The sequence below is a fragment of the Campylobacter taeniopygiae genome, assembly GCF_005406225.1.
Lineage (GTDB): Bacteria > Campylobacterota > Campylobacteria > Campylobacterales > Campylobacteraceae > Campylobacter_D > Campylobacter_D taeniopygiae.
Genome location: NZ_NXLY01000019.1, coordinates 1 through 15,201, shown reverse-complemented (window position 1 = coordinate 15,201; position 15,201 = coordinate 1). Strand labels below are relative to the sequence as shown.

Genomic DNA, 15,201 nt, shown 5'->3' with positions numbered 1-15,201 from the left:
ATTTTACAAGCAAAAGAAAAGAACTTAACGCTTATGAAGCAAAAGTTTTTAAACAACTTGGAATCAAAGGAGATAAATAATGGCTTTTACAGAATTAAGTACTGCTTATATGCAAGCAGTAAATAAAGGTTTTAGTACTATTTTTAACAATGCTCTTGAGAATGGAAATAAAGATTATGAAAAATTTGCGATGATAACCAATGCAAATTCTTTAGTTGTAGAATACCAATTTTTAGCGTCTTTGCCAAAAATGCGTGAATGGATAGGCGATCGTCAATTTAGCAAACTCAAAGGACAAGGCTATACCATTACCAAAAAAGACTGGGAAAGCTCTATTGAAGTGCCACGAGATGTGATAACTTATGATAATTTAGGAATCGTTAGACCGCAAATTGAAATGTTAGCTTATGAGGTACAAAATCATTATAATGACCTTATTTTTACCCTTTTAGAGCAAAATCAAACTTGTTTTGATGGTAAAGCATTTTTCGCAAACGATCATGATATAGGCGGCGTGTCCTTTTCAAATCTTGGAGAGAAAAAATTAAGCGCACAAAGTCTTATGGAAGCTAGAAAAAATATGCGTGCCTTGACTAATGAAAGTGGACGCACCTTAAACATAAACCCTGCACTTTTAGTAGTTCCTTTAAGCTTGGAAGCTAAGGCACTTGAGATTGTAAATAGTGATTTAATTAATGGATCAAGCAATGTTTTTAAAGGTGTAGTAGAAGTATTCACCTCTGCAAATTTAAAAGATCAAGAAGCTTGGTATTTGATTGATAATACTAAACCTATCAAGCCTTTAATTTTACAAATTAACAAGGGTGCAGAGTTTGTAGCTAAAGACAATCCTACTGATGAGGCTGCATTTATGCGTAAAACTTTTCAATATGGAATCGATAGTGAAGATAATGCAGGTTATGGACTTTGGCAACTAGCTTATAAATCAAGCGGAAAGGCAGAATAATGGATAATATTGCTTCAGCTAATAAACTTAGAGAACAAAATGAGATTTTAAGAGCAAAAAATTCTTCTAATAATGAGAAAGAAAGTTTTGAAAAAGAAAAAGAAGAGTTTCTAAAAGAAAAGAAGGATTTTGAAAAAGAAAAACAAAGTTTTGAAAAAGAAAAAGAGAAACTCAAAGAAGAAAAAGATATTCTTGAAAAAGAAAAGGAAGAATTTTTAAAAGAAAAACAAGGTTTTGAAAAAGAAAAGCAAAAAATTGCAAAAGAAAGCAATGAGATAAAAAACCCTAAATCTTCAGAAAATAATAAAAAAGGCAGTAAATGACACCTTTGCTAACTCCTCCTAAGATGCTAGCTCTTACTTTAAAAGAGTTAGCACTTATGAAAAGAGCACAACAAAACTTAGCAAACATTGATGAAATCACAAGAGAAGTGGTTGCAAAAGCTGCAAAAGATGCGGATGATGTTTGTAAAAATAAAGATGTTGCTGGTTTTATTTGGGAAGATTTTGCATATATTCGTATAAAAATTTATCTTAAAATCGTTTTAGATGATGAAGATAAAATGCTTTTAGATAATGCTTTAAAACAGATACAAAATGCTCCTATAGTAGATCAAGATGGAAATTTAAACTCTTTAAGACTTAGAGTAATGCAAAGAAAGGATAAGTTTTGACTCTAGATAGTGTTAGCAAAGATTTATTAAAGCATTTTAATGCCATAGGTATAGCAAATTATGAAGATATAAAACAAGGTGGGCTTTACTTAATGCTTGAAAGCCTCACAAGTGTCAATCATCATAAAGATAGTGTAGGTTTTTCTTTAATTTTTAGTTCTCATACTTTCAATAAAGATAAAAATTCTCTAATTAAACAAATTGATGAACTAAGATTAAAGCTTTTTGAGTTTGATACAACTAAAAAACTTTTAAGCAGTATTGAAAGTGGTTTTATAAACTCTTCATTATTTGCTTATAGACTTAAATTCAATATAGAAATTTTTTCTAAACCAGAAGGAGAGCAAGATGAAAGAAAATCCCTATTTTAAAGAAAGCGAATTTAAATGTAAATGTGGTAAATGCAAATTACCACCTAATGTTCCAAGTGATGAATTAGTCGATGTGCTTTGTGAAATCAAAGAGCATTACAACGCACCTATTATTATAAATAGTGGTTATCGTTGCAAAGAACATAATGCCAAAGTAGGTGGGGCTGCTAAAAGCCAACACACCATCGGCAGTGCGGCTGATTTTGTGGTTAAAGGTGTTAAAACTGAAGAAGTGCATCAATACGTTTTAGAAAAATATGGTAATAAACCTTTTGGAATTGCTATAAAACATAATTTTGAAAATCCTTTTGGTGGTTTTGTGCATATTGATACCAGAGGAAAAAAAGCCCGATGGACTTATTCTTAAGGAATAAAAATGTTTAGCTTTATTTTGGAAAAGTTTTTTGGTGTTTCAAATATTATCATTGTTTTGCTTTTAAGTGTTTGTGGGTTTTTGTATTATGAGAATCACTCTTTGGTTCTTGAAAACAATCAATTAAAACTCACAAAAGAATATTTAAAAAATGAAATCAAAACAAACAAAGAGCAACTTTTAAAACAAAATAAAGCATTTGAAAATTTAAAGCTTGATTTAAAACCCAAAGAGGTTTTAAAGGAAGTTTCAAAAGTAAAAGAAATTTTTATCAAAGATAAAAGCTGCGAAAGTGAGCTTAAAGCTTATAAAGAGCTTTTTAAAATTTTAGGAGCTAAGCAATGAGAATTCTTTTTTATATTTTTATATCTTTTGTTTTTACAGCTTGTGCTCCTAAAGAGCTATTGATTAAAACGCAGTATCAAGAAGTAAAAATTCCTATAAAGTGCCCTTTGAAACTTCCTTTAAAGCCTTTTGATAAGGGTGATTTAGAAAGTGCAAAACAAATCAGCTCTTATTATCTTGAAGTTGAAGATATAGCAAAGCAATGCACCGGAGATAACAAATGAAAGAAAATAACAAATCAATTAAAAAAGATTTTATAAAAGAACTTTTCATAGCTCTTTTATTTTCTAGTTTTGCTTTGATTTTATTTTATGCATTTGAAATTTTAACAAGGAACTAGCATATGAAATTTGAAGATATATTTATCTATTGCATTTTAAGTATTGTGAGTGTATTTGCTGGACTTGTAGGTATAGTAACAAAAGACAAATTAAAACCTTACAAAGATGTAAAAGGTAAGTTTTTAACCTTTGTAAAAGGAATGCTAGGTTCTATGTTTGTAGCTTATCTTGTATTTGAAATAGCAAGTTATCTAGACTTTGGATTAAAACTAAGTGTCGCTTTTGGGGGTTTTGCAGCTTACATGGGAACCGATGCATTGCTTAAGATAGAACAGCTTGTAGAAAAGCTTGTAAATAGAAAAATAGACAAGATGTAATATTTAGTATTAATCATTTAGATTTAAAAGATTTTAAATGTATTTTAAAGCTTTTTAAAAATACTTTTTTTGGACTACAAATGGATAAGATGGAATTAAATGAAATAAAGGCAAGATTAAAAGCATTAAAATTTAACCACAAAGAAGATAAAAAAGCAAGAAAAGAAAGGATTTTAAAACAAGGTTTCAAAGCTTTTGTATTTGAATACTTTGCCCATCATATTAATTTTATTAAAAAAGAAAGCTCACTTTTTAGAAATTTTATTTATGATAATATTGAAAAACTAGAAAAAACAAGCAAACATCTCTGTTTTAAAGCCTATCGTGGTAGTGCTAAGACAACACTTTTGGTAAGACTTTGGACGATTTACTCACTTCTTAGCAATAAAAAGCAATACGCCTTAATTATCTCTTCTACTTTAGATATTGCAAGTGAAAGTATAGCTACTATAAAAACAGAGCTTGAAGAGAATGCTAAATTAATCAATGATTTTGAGATCAGTTTGGGTGATGAATGGACTAGTGAAGCTATAGTTTTTATAAGTGGCGGTGAATATAAAAAAATCAAAGCTTTTGGTGCTGGCAAAAAAATAAGAGGGACTAATTATTTAGGAAAAAGACCTGACTTAATCATTTGTGATGATATAGAAAACGATGAAAATGTAGAAAGTAAAACTCAAAGAGATAAACTTTACAAATGGTTCAATAAGGCGATTTTAAAACTGGTTGCAAGAACTACAGAAAACTACTTGTATTTAGTTGTCGGCACTATTTTACATCAAGATAGCTTGCTAAATCGTTTAAATGATGATAAACGCTTTTTAATCTATGATTTTCCTTTGGTATTAAATTTTCCAGATCGTCTTGACTTAATTGATAAAAATAATATCTTAAAAGATGATTTAAAAGGTTTTAAAATTGATGATGAGAACTTAAACAAAATGGAAATCTTAAAAGAATATTTTGCAGATACACCAAGCTTTTATAGCGAGTATCAAAATAAAGCTTTAAGCAATGAGACTGCTATTTTTAGCGAATATAAAATCATAGAAAAAGAGCAAGATTTTGATTTAGTAGTTTTAGGAATTGACCCTGCACTTGGAAAAGCAAAAGGAGATTATTTTGCTATTGCTGAACTTAAAAGAATAGAAAAAAATAAATTTCATTTAAAAGCAAGCGGTTATAAAATCTCTCCAAGTAAAATGATAGATGTGATATTAAAACTTTATATAAAATATTTAAGCTTAGGCAAAGTAGTAAAAATAGCTATTGAAACTATAGCTTTTCAAGAGTTTTTCAAAGATAAATTAAAAGAAGAGGCTTTGAAAATCGGCATAGTTTTAAGTGTTTGCGAGCTAAAGAATAAAGTTGCAAAAGAACTTCGTATTGATAGTTTGGCTCCTTATATTAACGATGGCACGATTTTAATAGATAGCAATTCAAATTTACTTGTTGAAGAAATGCTAACTTATCCAAAGGCAGCACACGATGATTTACTGGATGCCTCCGAGATGGCTTTTAGAATTGCTTCAAGTGCAGGAAACGCGGATTATAAAGCGATCAATAGAATACTCAGTAAGAAAAAGTTTAAAAAAGGATTTTTATGAGAATATTAAACAAAAGTTCAAGAAAAAGCGTAGCAAGTAGTGTTGATTTTGATAGTATAATCAGTGCTTTAAATAGTGAAAATTTTAGCGAACTTATAAGTATTTATGATTATTTTAAACGCTTTGATCCGCAAATTGCAAGTGAAGTAATGAAAAGACGTTTTAAAATGTGTTCTTTTCCTATGTATATCAACTGCAAGGACGAAAGACAGAAAGAATTTTTGCAAAATTATCTAGCTAAGAGTGATTTTAGAAAATTTGTATTTGAAATGAGTGCCGCGGTTGTTTATGGTTTTGCAGCATTTTTAATCGAATGGAAAGTTAAAGATGTTAGTGTTTTACCACATCTTAAATACATAAGTCCTAGATTTTTTTCAATGGATAATAAGGAAAGATTGTTTTTTTATAGTGAAAGTAAAAAGCTTTTTATAGATGAATGTGATGATATATTTTTACATTTACATCCTAGTGATTCGGGCTCTTTTATAGAACAAGCTCTTTTTTATAATGTTGTAAGCATTGCAGTTTTAAAACAGCTTGCAATGAGTAAAAATATTTCTTATCTTGATAATTTAAGCGTACCACCTATTATTGCAAAAACTACAAATGCAAATGATGATAAAGAAATTGAAGAGCTTTTGACACAGCTTAGCCATTTAAGAAGTGCAAGTGTTGGGATTTTTAACAAAGAAGATATGATAGAGCTTTTAAACTCTGGGCTTTCAACTTCTACTTTTACTGATTTTTTAAGATACTGCGATGAAGCCATTTCAAAATTAATCAGTGGTCAGGTTTTAGCAGGAAATGCCGTGCAAAATGGCACCCAAGCTTTAGGGAATATCCACGAAGAAGTTAGACTTAATGTAGGAGAAATGGATACGCTTTTTTTAACCAAAAGCATACAAAAATTACTAGAGCAAATTTTAAAACTTAATTTTGCCACTCCTTGTGAATTTGAGTTCATTTTTGATACAAACAAAGAAATTGATGAGCAGTATTTAGCAGGAGTTTATAGCACCATTTCAGGAATGGGGTATGAAATACCAGCTGAGTTTTTGTCTAAAGTTTTTAAAATAGAAGGCTTAAAGAAAAAAGAACAAAATAACGATAATTTTGCTCTTAATTCTTTAGTTCTAGAGAAAAACAATAAACTTACCAAAGATAAAATAGAGTTAAATGCAAATGCTGAAGGGGAAATCAGTGATGAAATTTATGAAAAAATTAAAAGCTTTTGGGATAAATGTGAAAGTTATGAAGAATTAGAAGAAATAATTTTTAAGGAATATCCAAACATTAGCTTTGAAAAATTAAAAGAAAGTTTGGATAAAAAAATCGCTCTTGCTTCTATGCAAGCTCTTTTGGATACAGGTAATGAGTGATATTTTTAATAAAAGCGTGGATGAAGCTTATGCTTATTTAGAAAACAAGGGTTTAAAAACAAGTTTTAAATACCACGAAATTAAAAAACAAGCCCATGATAGAGCTTTTAGTGCAGCAGGTATTATGAAAACAGATATTTTGAATGATTTACATGAAGAAATAAAAAAAGCAATGAAAGAAGGTACAAATTTTAATGAATTTAAAAACAATTTAAAGGATATTTTAATACAAAAAGGCTGGTATGGTAAAAAAGAAATTATAAATCCAAAAACAGGCGAGAAACGTACTATTAATATAAATGCAAATCGTTTAAAAACCATCTATCATACTAATATGCAAAGTGCTTACGCAAAAGCAAGAGCTAAACAACTTAGCACTTTCATTTATAAAACTTATTGGGTTTATAAATGTGCACTTTTAGAAGACTCTAGAAGCGAACATAAAAAAATGCATAACATTGCTATACACAAAGATGATCCTTTTTGGAGGACTTCTTTTCCACCAAACGATTATAATTGCAAATGTAAAGTTATCGCAGTAAGCGAAAAAGAAGCGAGGGCTAAATACAAAATTTTAAAAAATCCAAAAAGCATAGCTTCTAAAAATTTTTCTTATGATAAAAGAGAAAACACACAAATTCCAAAAGAAACAAGAATAAGCCTAGATGAGAGTTTGGAAAATTTGCCAAAAACAAAGAGTTATGAAAATTTAAGCGACAAAGAACTTATGGCAAAAGTCTATGAAGCTTTTAACATTAAAAAAGGAGATTTACTCGTAGATAAAATTGGTGATGTGATAAGCTTGGATGATGATTTTTTTTATGATAAGAAAAAACAAACTACCAAAATAAAGAAAAATAACCGCCATTTTTATATAGATTATTTACCAAAACTTGTGAGTGATCCTGATGAAATTAGATTGAGTATGGATAATGATCCGCTTTATAAAGGTTTTACTAAAAAAACATATATTAAATACTTTTATGATAATGGCGTAAAAGCACTTGTGATGGTATTAAATCAAAAAGGAAATCAAATCAATAATAAAACGATGTTTTTAAGCGAAGATAGTGCATATTTTAAAAATGTTTTAAGTCAAGGTAAGCTTATCTATAAAAAATAGCTAACGGCTCAGTAACGGGGTAAAGACGCTTCGCCGTATCTAGCATTTGCTCCCATACTTGATAGCTATTAAATAATTATAATAAGTTTTATTTCAAACTTTGCTTAAGAAAGAGTATTATTTAAGATAGTTGTTTTTACATTTTTGCTATGATTTTTTCTTTCATTGTTTTAAATTCATCTTCGGTAATAATACCCTTATTTTTAAGATCTGATATTTTTTCTAACTCTGCCATTAAATCATTATTAGTATTGGTTTGCTTTGCCGTTTCTTGATTGTTATTGCTTTGAATGAATTCTCTTACAAACTCAGCCATATCTTTTGTTTCATTTTTTTCCATATTTTTAATTTTGGCTTTATTACCAGAAGCATAAATGACTATCTCGCCAAATATCAATCCTGTACTATATTCAATTGAAGAAATTTTATCATAAAGAAAGGTTTCTACTTTTAAGTTAATAAAACCTTTGTCTATAAAAATTAATCTTTTGTCTGTAGCTACAAGTAATCCAGTAGCAAGATTGTATGTTCCTTGTGCGGCTTTTTTTACTTTTTCACCTTCCCATAGAATTTCAGGCAAAACCTTAATTTCTTTTTTTGAAAAAATACTTTTTGCATTAGAAAAATCAGAAATTTGATTTTGAATTTCTTCCAAACTAGGCATCTTAACTCCTTTAATAAAGCCTTAGTATATCAAAATCATTTTAAGCTTTGATTAAAAAGAGTTAAAAGCATATCCTTTACTTCAGCTTCCATTTCATCTGCTACTCTTTGATTGATATTTAATTCTTTGTCAATAGGTAAAAAGGGTCTTGCCGTTATTTTTTTACTTCCAAATTGATGTACGCTTGCATAAGCAAAACCTTTATGAGTTGCATTTAGTGCCACAAATGCTCTATCATTTTCTACTCCATTATGTAAAGAACTTTGCATGGATCCAGTTGCAAAAAGCTTTTTGGTATGCATGATCTTTTGTGCTTTTCTTGAAATTAATGTGCTTTGTTTTAAAGGAGCCCATTTCTTAGCATTAGAATCTTGTTCTTTTTCTAAATTTTCTTTGCTTTCTTTGTAGAGTTTTTCAGCAAAAATCTCCCTTAAAATGATTTGCTTTTTCTCATCTTCTAAATTTTCACATTTTTTCAAAAGATTTTCAAGACCCTTGAGAGTAAAGTTCTTCATCAAACAAACCTTTTTGAGTTTCTTTTATATAGTGTTCAGCGTATTTATCTATCTTTACAAGTTCGATAGATGTAAAGGCATAGCCACATTTAACACATCTTCTAAATCTCTCATTGATATCTGATTTTATTGTTTTTAAAACTCTCGTTTTATCGTTAGCACATCGTGGGCAGATCAATAATAATCCTTTAAAGAAAGTTTTTTAAAGAATTATATTTATTTTTTGTTTTTTTGTTCAGCTTTAAGAATTTTTTCTAAAACCACTATCATAGTAGTACAATCTTTTTTATCAAGATCTAAGAGCGAGAATACATCCTTTTTTAAAGTTTTTTTACAAAGCTTATAAAAACTAAAGATATTTATTTTATTTTGCTCTAAAAGAGCTTTTAGATAAAAAAATTGTTTTATAGAACCGCTTTTTTTTAATATCGCTCTACCTTTTAAATCAGGAGTAAAAGATAAGCTATCTTTGATTTTTCCATCGAAGATATCTAGTAAAATTTTAAGCTCATCTATGCTTAAGTCTTTAGAGCTTTTTACTTCAAATCTTAAAGTTAAAAAATCTTGCCAAGCATTATGTTTTTTATAATAAAGATATTCTTTGTGCATATGAATTTTAGTTAAAAGTTGCTTTCTTAATCTTATTTGTTTTGGACTCATAAAAGACCTCTTATGTAAAGTTCTCTTTTTAAAAAGCTCCAGCTAAGACCACTTACACGAGATATCTTAGAGATATTTAATTTGCCGTTTTTGTATCTATAAAAACCATTTTTATCATTTAAAATATCTTCTAAAAGCATTTTAAAAGTCTTTAAAGCACACTCTCTCATGCTCATTTCTTGTCCTTTTTTAAAAACTTAATCAAGCCCATTAGTTTTAATGGACTTGTTAAATTTTTTGGCTTTTTTTAACATATTTCATTTTTATGTTAAAAATTTTTCATATTTTTAACATTTCAAATTTTCTAATCTTTCTTCTATTTCATTAAATTGTATTTCAGTCATTTATAATCCTCTTTAATCTTACACTTGATAAACACTTTAACACTTTTCTTAAAAAGCTTTTTTATATAGTTTTTCATAAGCTTATACAAGAAAAGCCATTTTTTATATTTCATTATCTTTGCCTTTTTCATTACATCATTTCTAACTAAACCCATTTTGTTAAATTCACTAAAGATAATATATTCAAAATCATCAGCATTTTTTAACAATAAAAATAAAGCTTTACCTCTCTCATCATCTTTGTATTCATAAAGCTTATAAACAAAAAGAAATCTATAAATAGGTTTTAAAATTTGATATAGAAGATGTGAGCAAAATATAATCCCAATTGTTACTAAACCAATCCTTAAAAATATTACAATAGCGAAACTATCTAAGGATTTGGATAAAAGCATAGTAGCGAAAAATCCAGCTGATAGTAATAACACTATAACTAAAAATTTCATTAGATGTTTTTTCATTTTTTACCCCAATAATAAATTTTCATTTTCATGGATATTCCCGATGACTTCAAACCTAGCAATAAAATTATTATCATCTATTTTTAAATTACAAATTTTATAAGCTTCTTCTAGCCAAAACCTCTCGGTATCTTTATTATCTTGACACTCATATTTTTTCATAAATTTTTTATAATCTTGACAAGCATAAAAAGCACCTTTAATGTATTTAATCATTAAAGCTTCATTTTCTTGATACTCTACTATATCATTCTCATAAATCTTTTTTCCATCTATATCATAATATCCAGTCCAAAGTTCTAATTCTTTCTTATCGTCTCTTTGATCAAATTTAACACAAGGAATAAGCTCATTTACATAATAAGACTTAGCAGGCAAAACAGAACTTAATTTAGCTAAAGCTGGATATTCAATATACCCATTCTCTAATTCACTCCAAATCCTAAAATCAAAATCACTTAATTTCATTTTTTATCCTTTGCCGATTGTTGATTTTCAATTATTTTTAAAATATCGTTATAGGCAAAAATTTTAGCTCTTAATTCTTCCTGAACAAAAACTAAAGGAAGATTTGTAGCAATATCCGCTTTATATCCTAGCCTTTCATCACTTTCAAGATCTGTAATTTTGTTTTTTATTATTTGTTTTAAATCACTTAGTTTCATTTCTCATCTCCATTTATACTTTTAGCAACCTCTTGCCACTCTTCATCGCTTTTAAACTCGCTATTAAGTTCTTTTAAAAGCTTAAGTGCTTCATCGTTAGACAAATTAGAAAGAATGGCTCTTATTCTTTCTATTGGCTTGGTATCCTTATGGATCATTCTAAAGAATTCCTCTTGCTCTTTTATGCTTAAATCTTCAAAAAGTTCAGCAAGATCATCAGCATTTATATCTTCTAAATCACTTGCATCTATACTTGCATTTACATACATTTTTTATCCTTTTGTTTTAAATTAAGTTTTAAAAACTTAATCAAATCCGCCTTAGCGGACTTGTTAAATTTTTCTTTTTCTAGCTCTTATTTTTTGTTTTAAGTTCATCTTCTTTTTTCTTTTTAGATTTCTCTTTTTTACCTTTGGTTTATTTCTAAAATCAAGCTCTTTAAGTCCGTTAAAATAAGTTGTTTTTGCATTAAAAACATTACTTAAAAGACTTGCAGCGATTAAAGAAAGTTTGCTTAGTCTCATTTTTCTAGCTCCAAGCTTTCAATCTTTGGTTCTATTCTAAAATTATCTTTTGTAACCCTTTTAAGTCCAAGTTTTACTAAAGTGCTATCTTCAAGTTCTACTATGGCTTCTTTGTTAAGTTCTTCTTTGTAAGTAATGCACTCATTAAGCCCATAGCTTTTAAAGGCTTTAATTAAACTTTCTAGTTTTTCTTTTACACGTGGTAAAGATACACTTTTACTTAAGCGATAACCAATCTTGCCAAAGGTAAATTCCTTAGATCTTTTTTCAGCAAATTCATGCTTATTGTTTTCACAAAAAGTAGTGATACAAGCTTCTATATATCCAAGCTCATCGCTTAAAACTTTAATCTCTCCTGCACGGCTTTCTTTGATTTCATTACAAGCTAAAGTTACCTCTCCATTGATTTTTTCTATTTGCACACTAAGCTCTGCTACTTTTTTAAGTGCAAGATTTACATCTTCAAAACTATTTATTTGCATTTATTCTCCTTTAATTTATATTTTTCGATTTGATAATCCCAAAAAACCACACCATATTTTAAAGACATGGCATACTTATTTCTTTTCTTGACTATCCTTAAACCCTTATAAGGGCAACTCCAAAACTAATTCTTTAATGCCTAGCTTTTTAGCAAGTTCAGCTTCCATAAACATACCTGTTGAATTTTTAGCATCTTTGTGTTTGCTAAGATAAATATAATCACAAGCTTTTAAAAGTTCTTTCCCCATTTGTAAAGCTTTGTCTCTGTGTTTATTCTCTTCCAAATAGCTAAATTGTAGTATGGGTGAAATAGGCGTAAAATCTTCACATTCACGTATAATTTTTAAGCATTCTTGCTCGGCAACGCTTATGGCTAATGATTTGCGTCTGCTTTCTTGCACAGCTAAGCCTTTATAAGGACTTGCTATATAAACTAATGGCATTGTTCTCCTTTTTTGATGATTTTAGGGTTTTACCCTTTTTAAGTCTTCTTAAAAAAAGACTTAAAAAGAAAAAAACGCAATTAAAGTGCTTTTAAATCAAGCACTTTTATTCAGCTTTTTATTCAAGTGAAAATTAAGAATTTTTTGTGCAATATGATCAGGGTAAATTCCTTTTAAAACATCCACAAAAGCACCGCTTTCTTTAAAATAAATACTCACACCTCTTACTTCAAACAATGAAGCACTATAGTCTGCTTTTTCGCCTTTAATCATTGTTGTCATGATCTACTCCTTGTATTAAATTGTTTCTTTTTGTTTTTTCTTGCTCTATTAAGTCTAAAGTTTCAAAGATAGCAAGCCATTTATCTTTATTTCTAGGACTCCTTAATTTTTTAATAGCGTGTTTATAGATTTGATGAACACGAGTTTTTGAAATACCTAGTTCCTTTGCTATCTCTTCAAAACTCATAATATAACCATCTCACTCGCACTTAATATAAGATCATCGTTTATTTCACATTCTTCAAGTTCTGCAAGTCTTAAGGCTTTTTTTAGGAGTTTTGCACTGCTTCTAAAATTGCCATTTGTGAATTTAAAATAACTTTTGCCAAAAAATTCATCGCTTTCTTCTTTGCTAAGCCCTTTCATCATCCACTTACCGCAAATTCTTGAGTAAAGTTGCTTAAGCTCTTTATTTTTACCCATTAGATTTTTGTATAAAATCTCAGTTCCTACTAAAATGAGAGGCACTCTAGCAAAATCAGCAATACGTCTTAAATCTTCCAGTGCTTTAAGTGGCAAATATTCAGCTTCATCGACAATCAAAATCTTTTCATTTGCTTTTAAAAATCTTGCAATTGCTTTTAATTTAGAGGCATTATTGTTATTTGCTTCGATTTTAAGAGCAAGAAGTAATTCATCAAGCATTACTCCTACGCTTGTATGGCAGGTTGCTTCTATTAAAATGCTTTGGGGTTTGTTTTTGATAAATTCTTTTATAATAGTCGTTTTGCCCGTTCCTGCCTCTCCAAAAATAAGAGCGATTTCTTTTTCATTCACAGCTTCACTCATAACAAAACTTGCCATAGAAAAATCTCTACTTTTAAAGATGGTTTCTTTTTCGATTTCTACTTCATTTTTATCTTGATAAAGTGCGATAAAATCTCTTATCTTTTTAGCCCATAAAGCCACATCACCTTTATAGCTAGCACTTTTAATCTGTGAAATCAAACTAGCACTCGCTCCGATAGCACGAGCTAATGCACTTGGTTTCATACCACTTTGTTTTAAAAAACATTCTAATTCTTGACTTAATTCTTGCATGTTTTTATTCCTTTTTATATTCTTTATAAAGCTTTTTAAAAAGCTTTTAAAAACTTTCAAAGCGTGTTTAAATAGACTTTAAAAGCTTTTAAAAACTTTTTATCAATATCCTGCCTTTTTTGCTGCATTTTCCCATTTAGGAATTTTGCGTTCAAGTTTTACCTCACTCTTTTTAGCAAAACGTTCCACATCGCCATTGCTTACAAGAGTATTTGAAAATTCAAGTTCTTCTTTAGCGTTATTGCTGATTTTTACTTTTGGTGCTTTTACTTTTTCTAGTTTTTGTGTGCCAAGTTCTAGATATTTCTCCATATTCTTTTCTAAAATCACTCTTTGCTTATCGATTTTATCTTTACTTGCTTTTATAGCTTTATTTACAAGCTTTCTAGCTTCTTTGGCTTCTTCAACACTCACTCCAAGTTCAAGGTCTAGATTGTTAGCTACGCAAATAAGTTCTTTTTGTTTATCAAAGCAAAAGATTTCATTTTGATTATTGAGATTTTCACACACATACACTTCTTCATGGATGTATAATTTTGGATTATAAAAAAGGGTGCCGTTTAAGCTTAATCCTTTATTTAATATCTTTCTTAGTTTTAGCTCGCCACCTAAATACATACTAAGACTAAGCTCATCCATAGCAATTGCATCTTCTATTTTTGTCTCATAACTTTCTTTTGGAGTAGCACCCAAGCGATCAAGCCATTTATTATTCATAAAATACGCACTATAATCATCTATGCAAGCTCTCATAAATTCAAGTGTTTTAAGTCTTCTTTGATTGGTTTTGTAGCCTTTTTTAAGACGTCTTTCCTTTTTAGAATAAAAAAACTCAATGGCTTGTCTTTCTTTGACATTGGCTCCTATGTATCCAACCAAGTTTGCGGTGAGTGAGTTTTGCAAGTCTTTAAACTTATTTTCTACATAAGGCTTAGTCCAGCCACTATAAGCTGGCATTGACTTATAATCAATGTTTAATCTTTCTAAAAGAGCTTTGACATTTTTGCTTAAAAATGCCTTGCCATTATCTGAATGTATGCATTTTGGTAAGCCATAAGTACTGATGTATTTTGCGATAGCTCTTGCTATGCTTAAGCTATCTTCACTAAAACCAAGATAAAAGCTAGCCACGCCACTATAGGTATCGATTAAAGATATAATAGTGTAGCGTTTATGCCAAGAGCACTCTTCACCTCTTAAGCCGTATTTTTCATTAATAAAATCCACCTTGCAAATGGCATCAAGTGGGCTTGCGTCAATCTCTACGATTTCATTGATGGTAGAAGCTTTCCAATTGCTCACCCCAAGTGCAGGCAGATGACGACTTATGGCTCCATCTTCTCCATGTAAGATGATATTTTTTATAAGCTTGTTTTCTTTTAAGTATTTTTTCATACTTCTTAAAATACACTCATAGCTTATAAACTCATCTTTTTTGCCTAGAAAATCTTTCAAATCTAATTTTCCATTTTTTGCAATTTCATAATTTATAATGCGATGGATATTAGAAGCATTAAGCCTTCCTTTTTGTGCGAGCAAGGTATTTACAAAAAGTTCTTTTATACCAAGTCTTTCGATCTCATCTGCTTTTTTATTTTCTCTTTTATCTACTAAAGCATCAAG

Annotated in this window: 27 protein-coding genes; 11 read left to right on the top strand and 16 right to left on the bottom strand. The window is 29.2% G+C overall.

Going from position 1 to position 15,201, the window contains the following annotated elements:
* Positions 1-79: 79 nt before the first annotated feature.
* The 11 genes from CQA75_RS08135 (at position 80) to CQA75_RS08085 (ending at position 7,496) form a co-directional block, all read left to right on the top strand.
* Complete coding sequence (locus CQA75_RS08135; protein WP_137624493.1) at positions 80-967, top strand: Mu-like prophage major head subunit gpT family protein; 888 nt, start codon at positions 80-82, stop codon at positions 965-967.
* Positions 967-1,290: a hypothetical protein gene (locus CQA75_RS08130; RefSeq protein WP_137624492.1), complete on the top strand. Its 324-nt coding sequence runs from the start codon at positions 967-969 to the stop codon at positions 1,288-1,290. Before CQA75_RS08135 ends, CQA75_RS08130 begins: the two co-directional genes overlap by 1 nt.
* Positions 1,287-1,640 (top strand): hypothetical protein, encoded by a 354-nt coding sequence (locus tag CQA75_RS08125; protein WP_137624491.1) that lies wholly within the window; start codon positions 1,287-1,289, stop codon positions 1,638-1,640. Before CQA75_RS08130 ends, CQA75_RS08125 begins: the two co-directional genes overlap by 4 nt.
* Positions 1,637-2,011, top strand: coding sequence for a hypothetical protein (locus CQA75_RS08120; RefSeq protein WP_137624490.1), 375 nt, complete (start codon positions 1,637-1,639; stop codon positions 2,009-2,011). The genes CQA75_RS08125 and CQA75_RS08120 overlap by 4 nt, the downstream gene beginning before the upstream one ends.
* Entirely contained in the window at positions 1,989-2,378 is a 390-nt protein-coding gene (locus tag CQA75_RS08115; RefSeq protein ID WP_137624489.1) for a D-Ala-D-Ala carboxypeptidase family metallohydrolase, read from the top strand. Before CQA75_RS08120 ends, CQA75_RS08115 begins: the two co-directional genes overlap by 23 nt.
* Before the next feature lie 9 nt (positions 2,379-2,387).
* Positions 2,388-2,729 carry a hypothetical protein gene (locus tag CQA75_RS08110; protein WP_137624488.1) on the top strand — a complete coding sequence of 114 codons (342 nt, stop codon included), beginning with the start codon at positions 2,388-2,390 and terminating at the stop codon, positions 2,727-2,729.
* Positions 2,726-2,953 (top strand): hypothetical protein, encoded by a 228-nt coding sequence (locus CQA75_RS08105; protein ID WP_137624487.1) that lies wholly within the window; start codon positions 2,726-2,728, stop codon positions 2,951-2,953. The genes CQA75_RS08110 and CQA75_RS08105 overlap by 4 nt, the downstream gene beginning before the upstream one ends.
* Before the next feature lie 119 nt (positions 2,954-3,072).
* Positions 3,073-3,387 carry a phage holin family protein gene (locus CQA75_RS08100; RefSeq protein WP_137624486.1) on the top strand — a complete coding sequence of 105 codons (315 nt, stop codon included), beginning with the start codon at positions 3,073-3,075 and terminating at the stop codon, positions 3,385-3,387.
* 80 nt (positions 3,388-3,467) lie between these two features.
* Positions 3,468-4,994, top strand: a complete 1,527-nt coding sequence (terL, locus tag CQA75_RS08095; protein ID WP_137624485.1) for a phage terminase large subunit — start codon at positions 3,468-3,470, stop codon at positions 4,992-4,994.
* Positions 4,991-6,373 (top strand): phage portal protein family protein, encoded by a 1,383-nt coding sequence (locus CQA75_RS08090; protein WP_137624484.1) that lies wholly within the window; start codon positions 4,991-4,993, stop codon positions 6,371-6,373. The genes terL and CQA75_RS08090 overlap by 4 nt, the downstream gene beginning before the upstream one ends.
* Entirely contained in the window at positions 6,366-7,496 is a 1,131-nt protein-coding gene (locus tag CQA75_RS08085) for a phage minor head protein (protein ID WP_137624483.1), read from the top strand. Before CQA75_RS08090 ends, CQA75_RS08085 begins: the two co-directional genes overlap by 8 nt.
* 136 nt (positions 7,497-7,632) lie before the next feature.
* On the opposite strand, the gene CQA75_RS08080 is transcribed toward CQA75_RS08085, so the two are convergent.
* From CQA75_RS08080 to CQA75_RS08005, 16 genes are all read right to left on the bottom strand, one after another.
* Positions 7,633-8,160, bottom strand: a complete 528-nt coding sequence (locus tag CQA75_RS08080) for a PH domain-containing protein (RefSeq protein WP_137624482.1) — start codon at positions 8,158-8,160, stop codon at positions 7,633-7,635.
* A gap of 35 nt (positions 8,161-8,195) precedes the next feature.
* Entirely contained in the window at positions 8,196-8,675 is a 480-nt protein-coding gene (locus CQA75_RS08075) for a phage virion morphogenesis protein (RefSeq protein ID WP_137624481.1), read from the bottom strand.
* The gene (locus CQA75_RS08070) at positions 8,647-8,853 is read right to left on the bottom strand and encodes an NrdR family transcriptional regulator (RefSeq protein WP_137624480.1); all 207 of its coding nucleotides are present in this window, start codon (positions 8,851-8,853) and stop codon (positions 8,647-8,649) included. Before CQA75_RS08070 ends, CQA75_RS08075 begins: the two co-directional genes overlap by 29 nt.
* Before the next feature lie 38 nt (positions 8,854-8,891).
* On the bottom strand, positions 8,892-9,335 hold the full coding sequence (locus CQA75_RS08065; RefSeq protein ID WP_137624479.1) for a hypothetical protein: 444 nt from the start codon (positions 9,333-9,335) through the stop codon (positions 8,892-8,894).
* The gene (locus CQA75_RS08060; protein WP_137624478.1) at positions 9,332-9,511 is read right to left on the bottom strand and encodes a hypothetical protein; all 180 of its coding nucleotides are present in this window, start codon (positions 9,509-9,511) and stop codon (positions 9,332-9,334) included. Before CQA75_RS08060 ends, CQA75_RS08065 begins: the two co-directional genes overlap by 4 nt.
* Positions 9,512-9,675: 164 nt before the next feature.
* Positions 9,676-10,140, bottom strand: a complete 465-nt coding sequence (locus CQA75_RS08055) for a hypothetical protein (protein ID WP_171000095.1) — start codon at positions 10,138-10,140, stop codon at positions 9,676-9,678.
* Positions 10,141-10,143: 3 nt separating this feature from the next.
* Complete coding sequence (locus CQA75_RS08050) at positions 10,144-10,608, bottom strand: YopX family protein (RefSeq protein ID WP_137624476.1); 465 nt, start codon at positions 10,606-10,608, stop codon at positions 10,144-10,146.
* A complete protein-coding gene (locus CQA75_RS08045; protein ID WP_137624475.1) occupies positions 10,605-10,805 on the bottom strand; it encodes a hypothetical protein in 201 nt (66 codons plus the stop codon). The genes CQA75_RS08050 and CQA75_RS08045 overlap by 4 nt, the downstream gene beginning before the upstream one ends.
* The gene (locus CQA75_RS08040; RefSeq protein WP_137624474.1) at positions 10,802-11,074 is read right to left on the bottom strand and encodes a hypothetical protein; all 273 of its coding nucleotides are present in this window, start codon (positions 11,072-11,074) and stop codon (positions 10,802-10,804) included. The genes CQA75_RS08045 and CQA75_RS08040 overlap by 4 nt, the downstream gene beginning before the upstream one ends.
* 63 nt (positions 11,075-11,137) lie before the next feature.
* On the bottom strand, positions 11,138-11,329 hold the full coding sequence (locus CQA75_RS08035) for a hypothetical protein (protein WP_070282380.1): 192 nt from the start codon (positions 11,327-11,329) through the stop codon (positions 11,138-11,140).
* Positions 11,326-11,811 (bottom strand): host-nuclease inhibitor Gam family protein, encoded by a 486-nt coding sequence (locus CQA75_RS08030; RefSeq protein ID WP_137624473.1) that lies wholly within the window; start codon positions 11,809-11,811, stop codon positions 11,326-11,328. The genes CQA75_RS08035 and CQA75_RS08030 overlap by 4 nt, the downstream gene beginning before the upstream one ends.
* A gap of 105 nt (positions 11,812-11,916) precedes the next feature.
* Positions 11,917-12,255, bottom strand: a complete 339-nt coding sequence (locus CQA75_RS08025) for a DUF7768 domain-containing protein (RefSeq protein ID WP_137624472.1) — start codon at positions 12,253-12,255, stop codon at positions 11,917-11,919.
* Positions 12,256-12,351: 96 nt separating this feature from the next.
* Positions 12,352-12,537: a hypothetical protein gene (locus tag CQA75_RS08020; RefSeq protein WP_137621111.1), complete on the bottom strand. Its 186-nt coding sequence runs from the start codon at positions 12,535-12,537 to the stop codon at positions 12,352-12,354.
* Positions 12,521-12,724 (bottom strand): sigma factor-like helix-turn-helix DNA-binding protein, encoded by a 204-nt coding sequence (locus CQA75_RS08015; protein ID WP_137624471.1) that lies wholly within the window; start codon positions 12,722-12,724, stop codon positions 12,521-12,523. The genes CQA75_RS08020 and CQA75_RS08015 overlap by 17 nt, the downstream gene beginning before the upstream one ends.
* A complete protein-coding gene (locus tag CQA75_RS08010) occupies positions 12,721-13,578 on the bottom strand; it encodes an AAA family ATPase (RefSeq protein WP_137624470.1) in 858 nt (285 codons plus the stop codon). The genes CQA75_RS08015 and CQA75_RS08010 overlap by 4 nt, the downstream gene beginning before the upstream one ends.
* 102 nt (positions 13,579-13,680) lie before the next feature.
* Positions 13,681-15,201 (bottom strand): Mu transposase C-terminal domain-containing protein (locus tag CQA75_RS08005; RefSeq protein WP_137624469.1); only part of this gene is annotated, 1,521 nt, incomplete at its 5' end.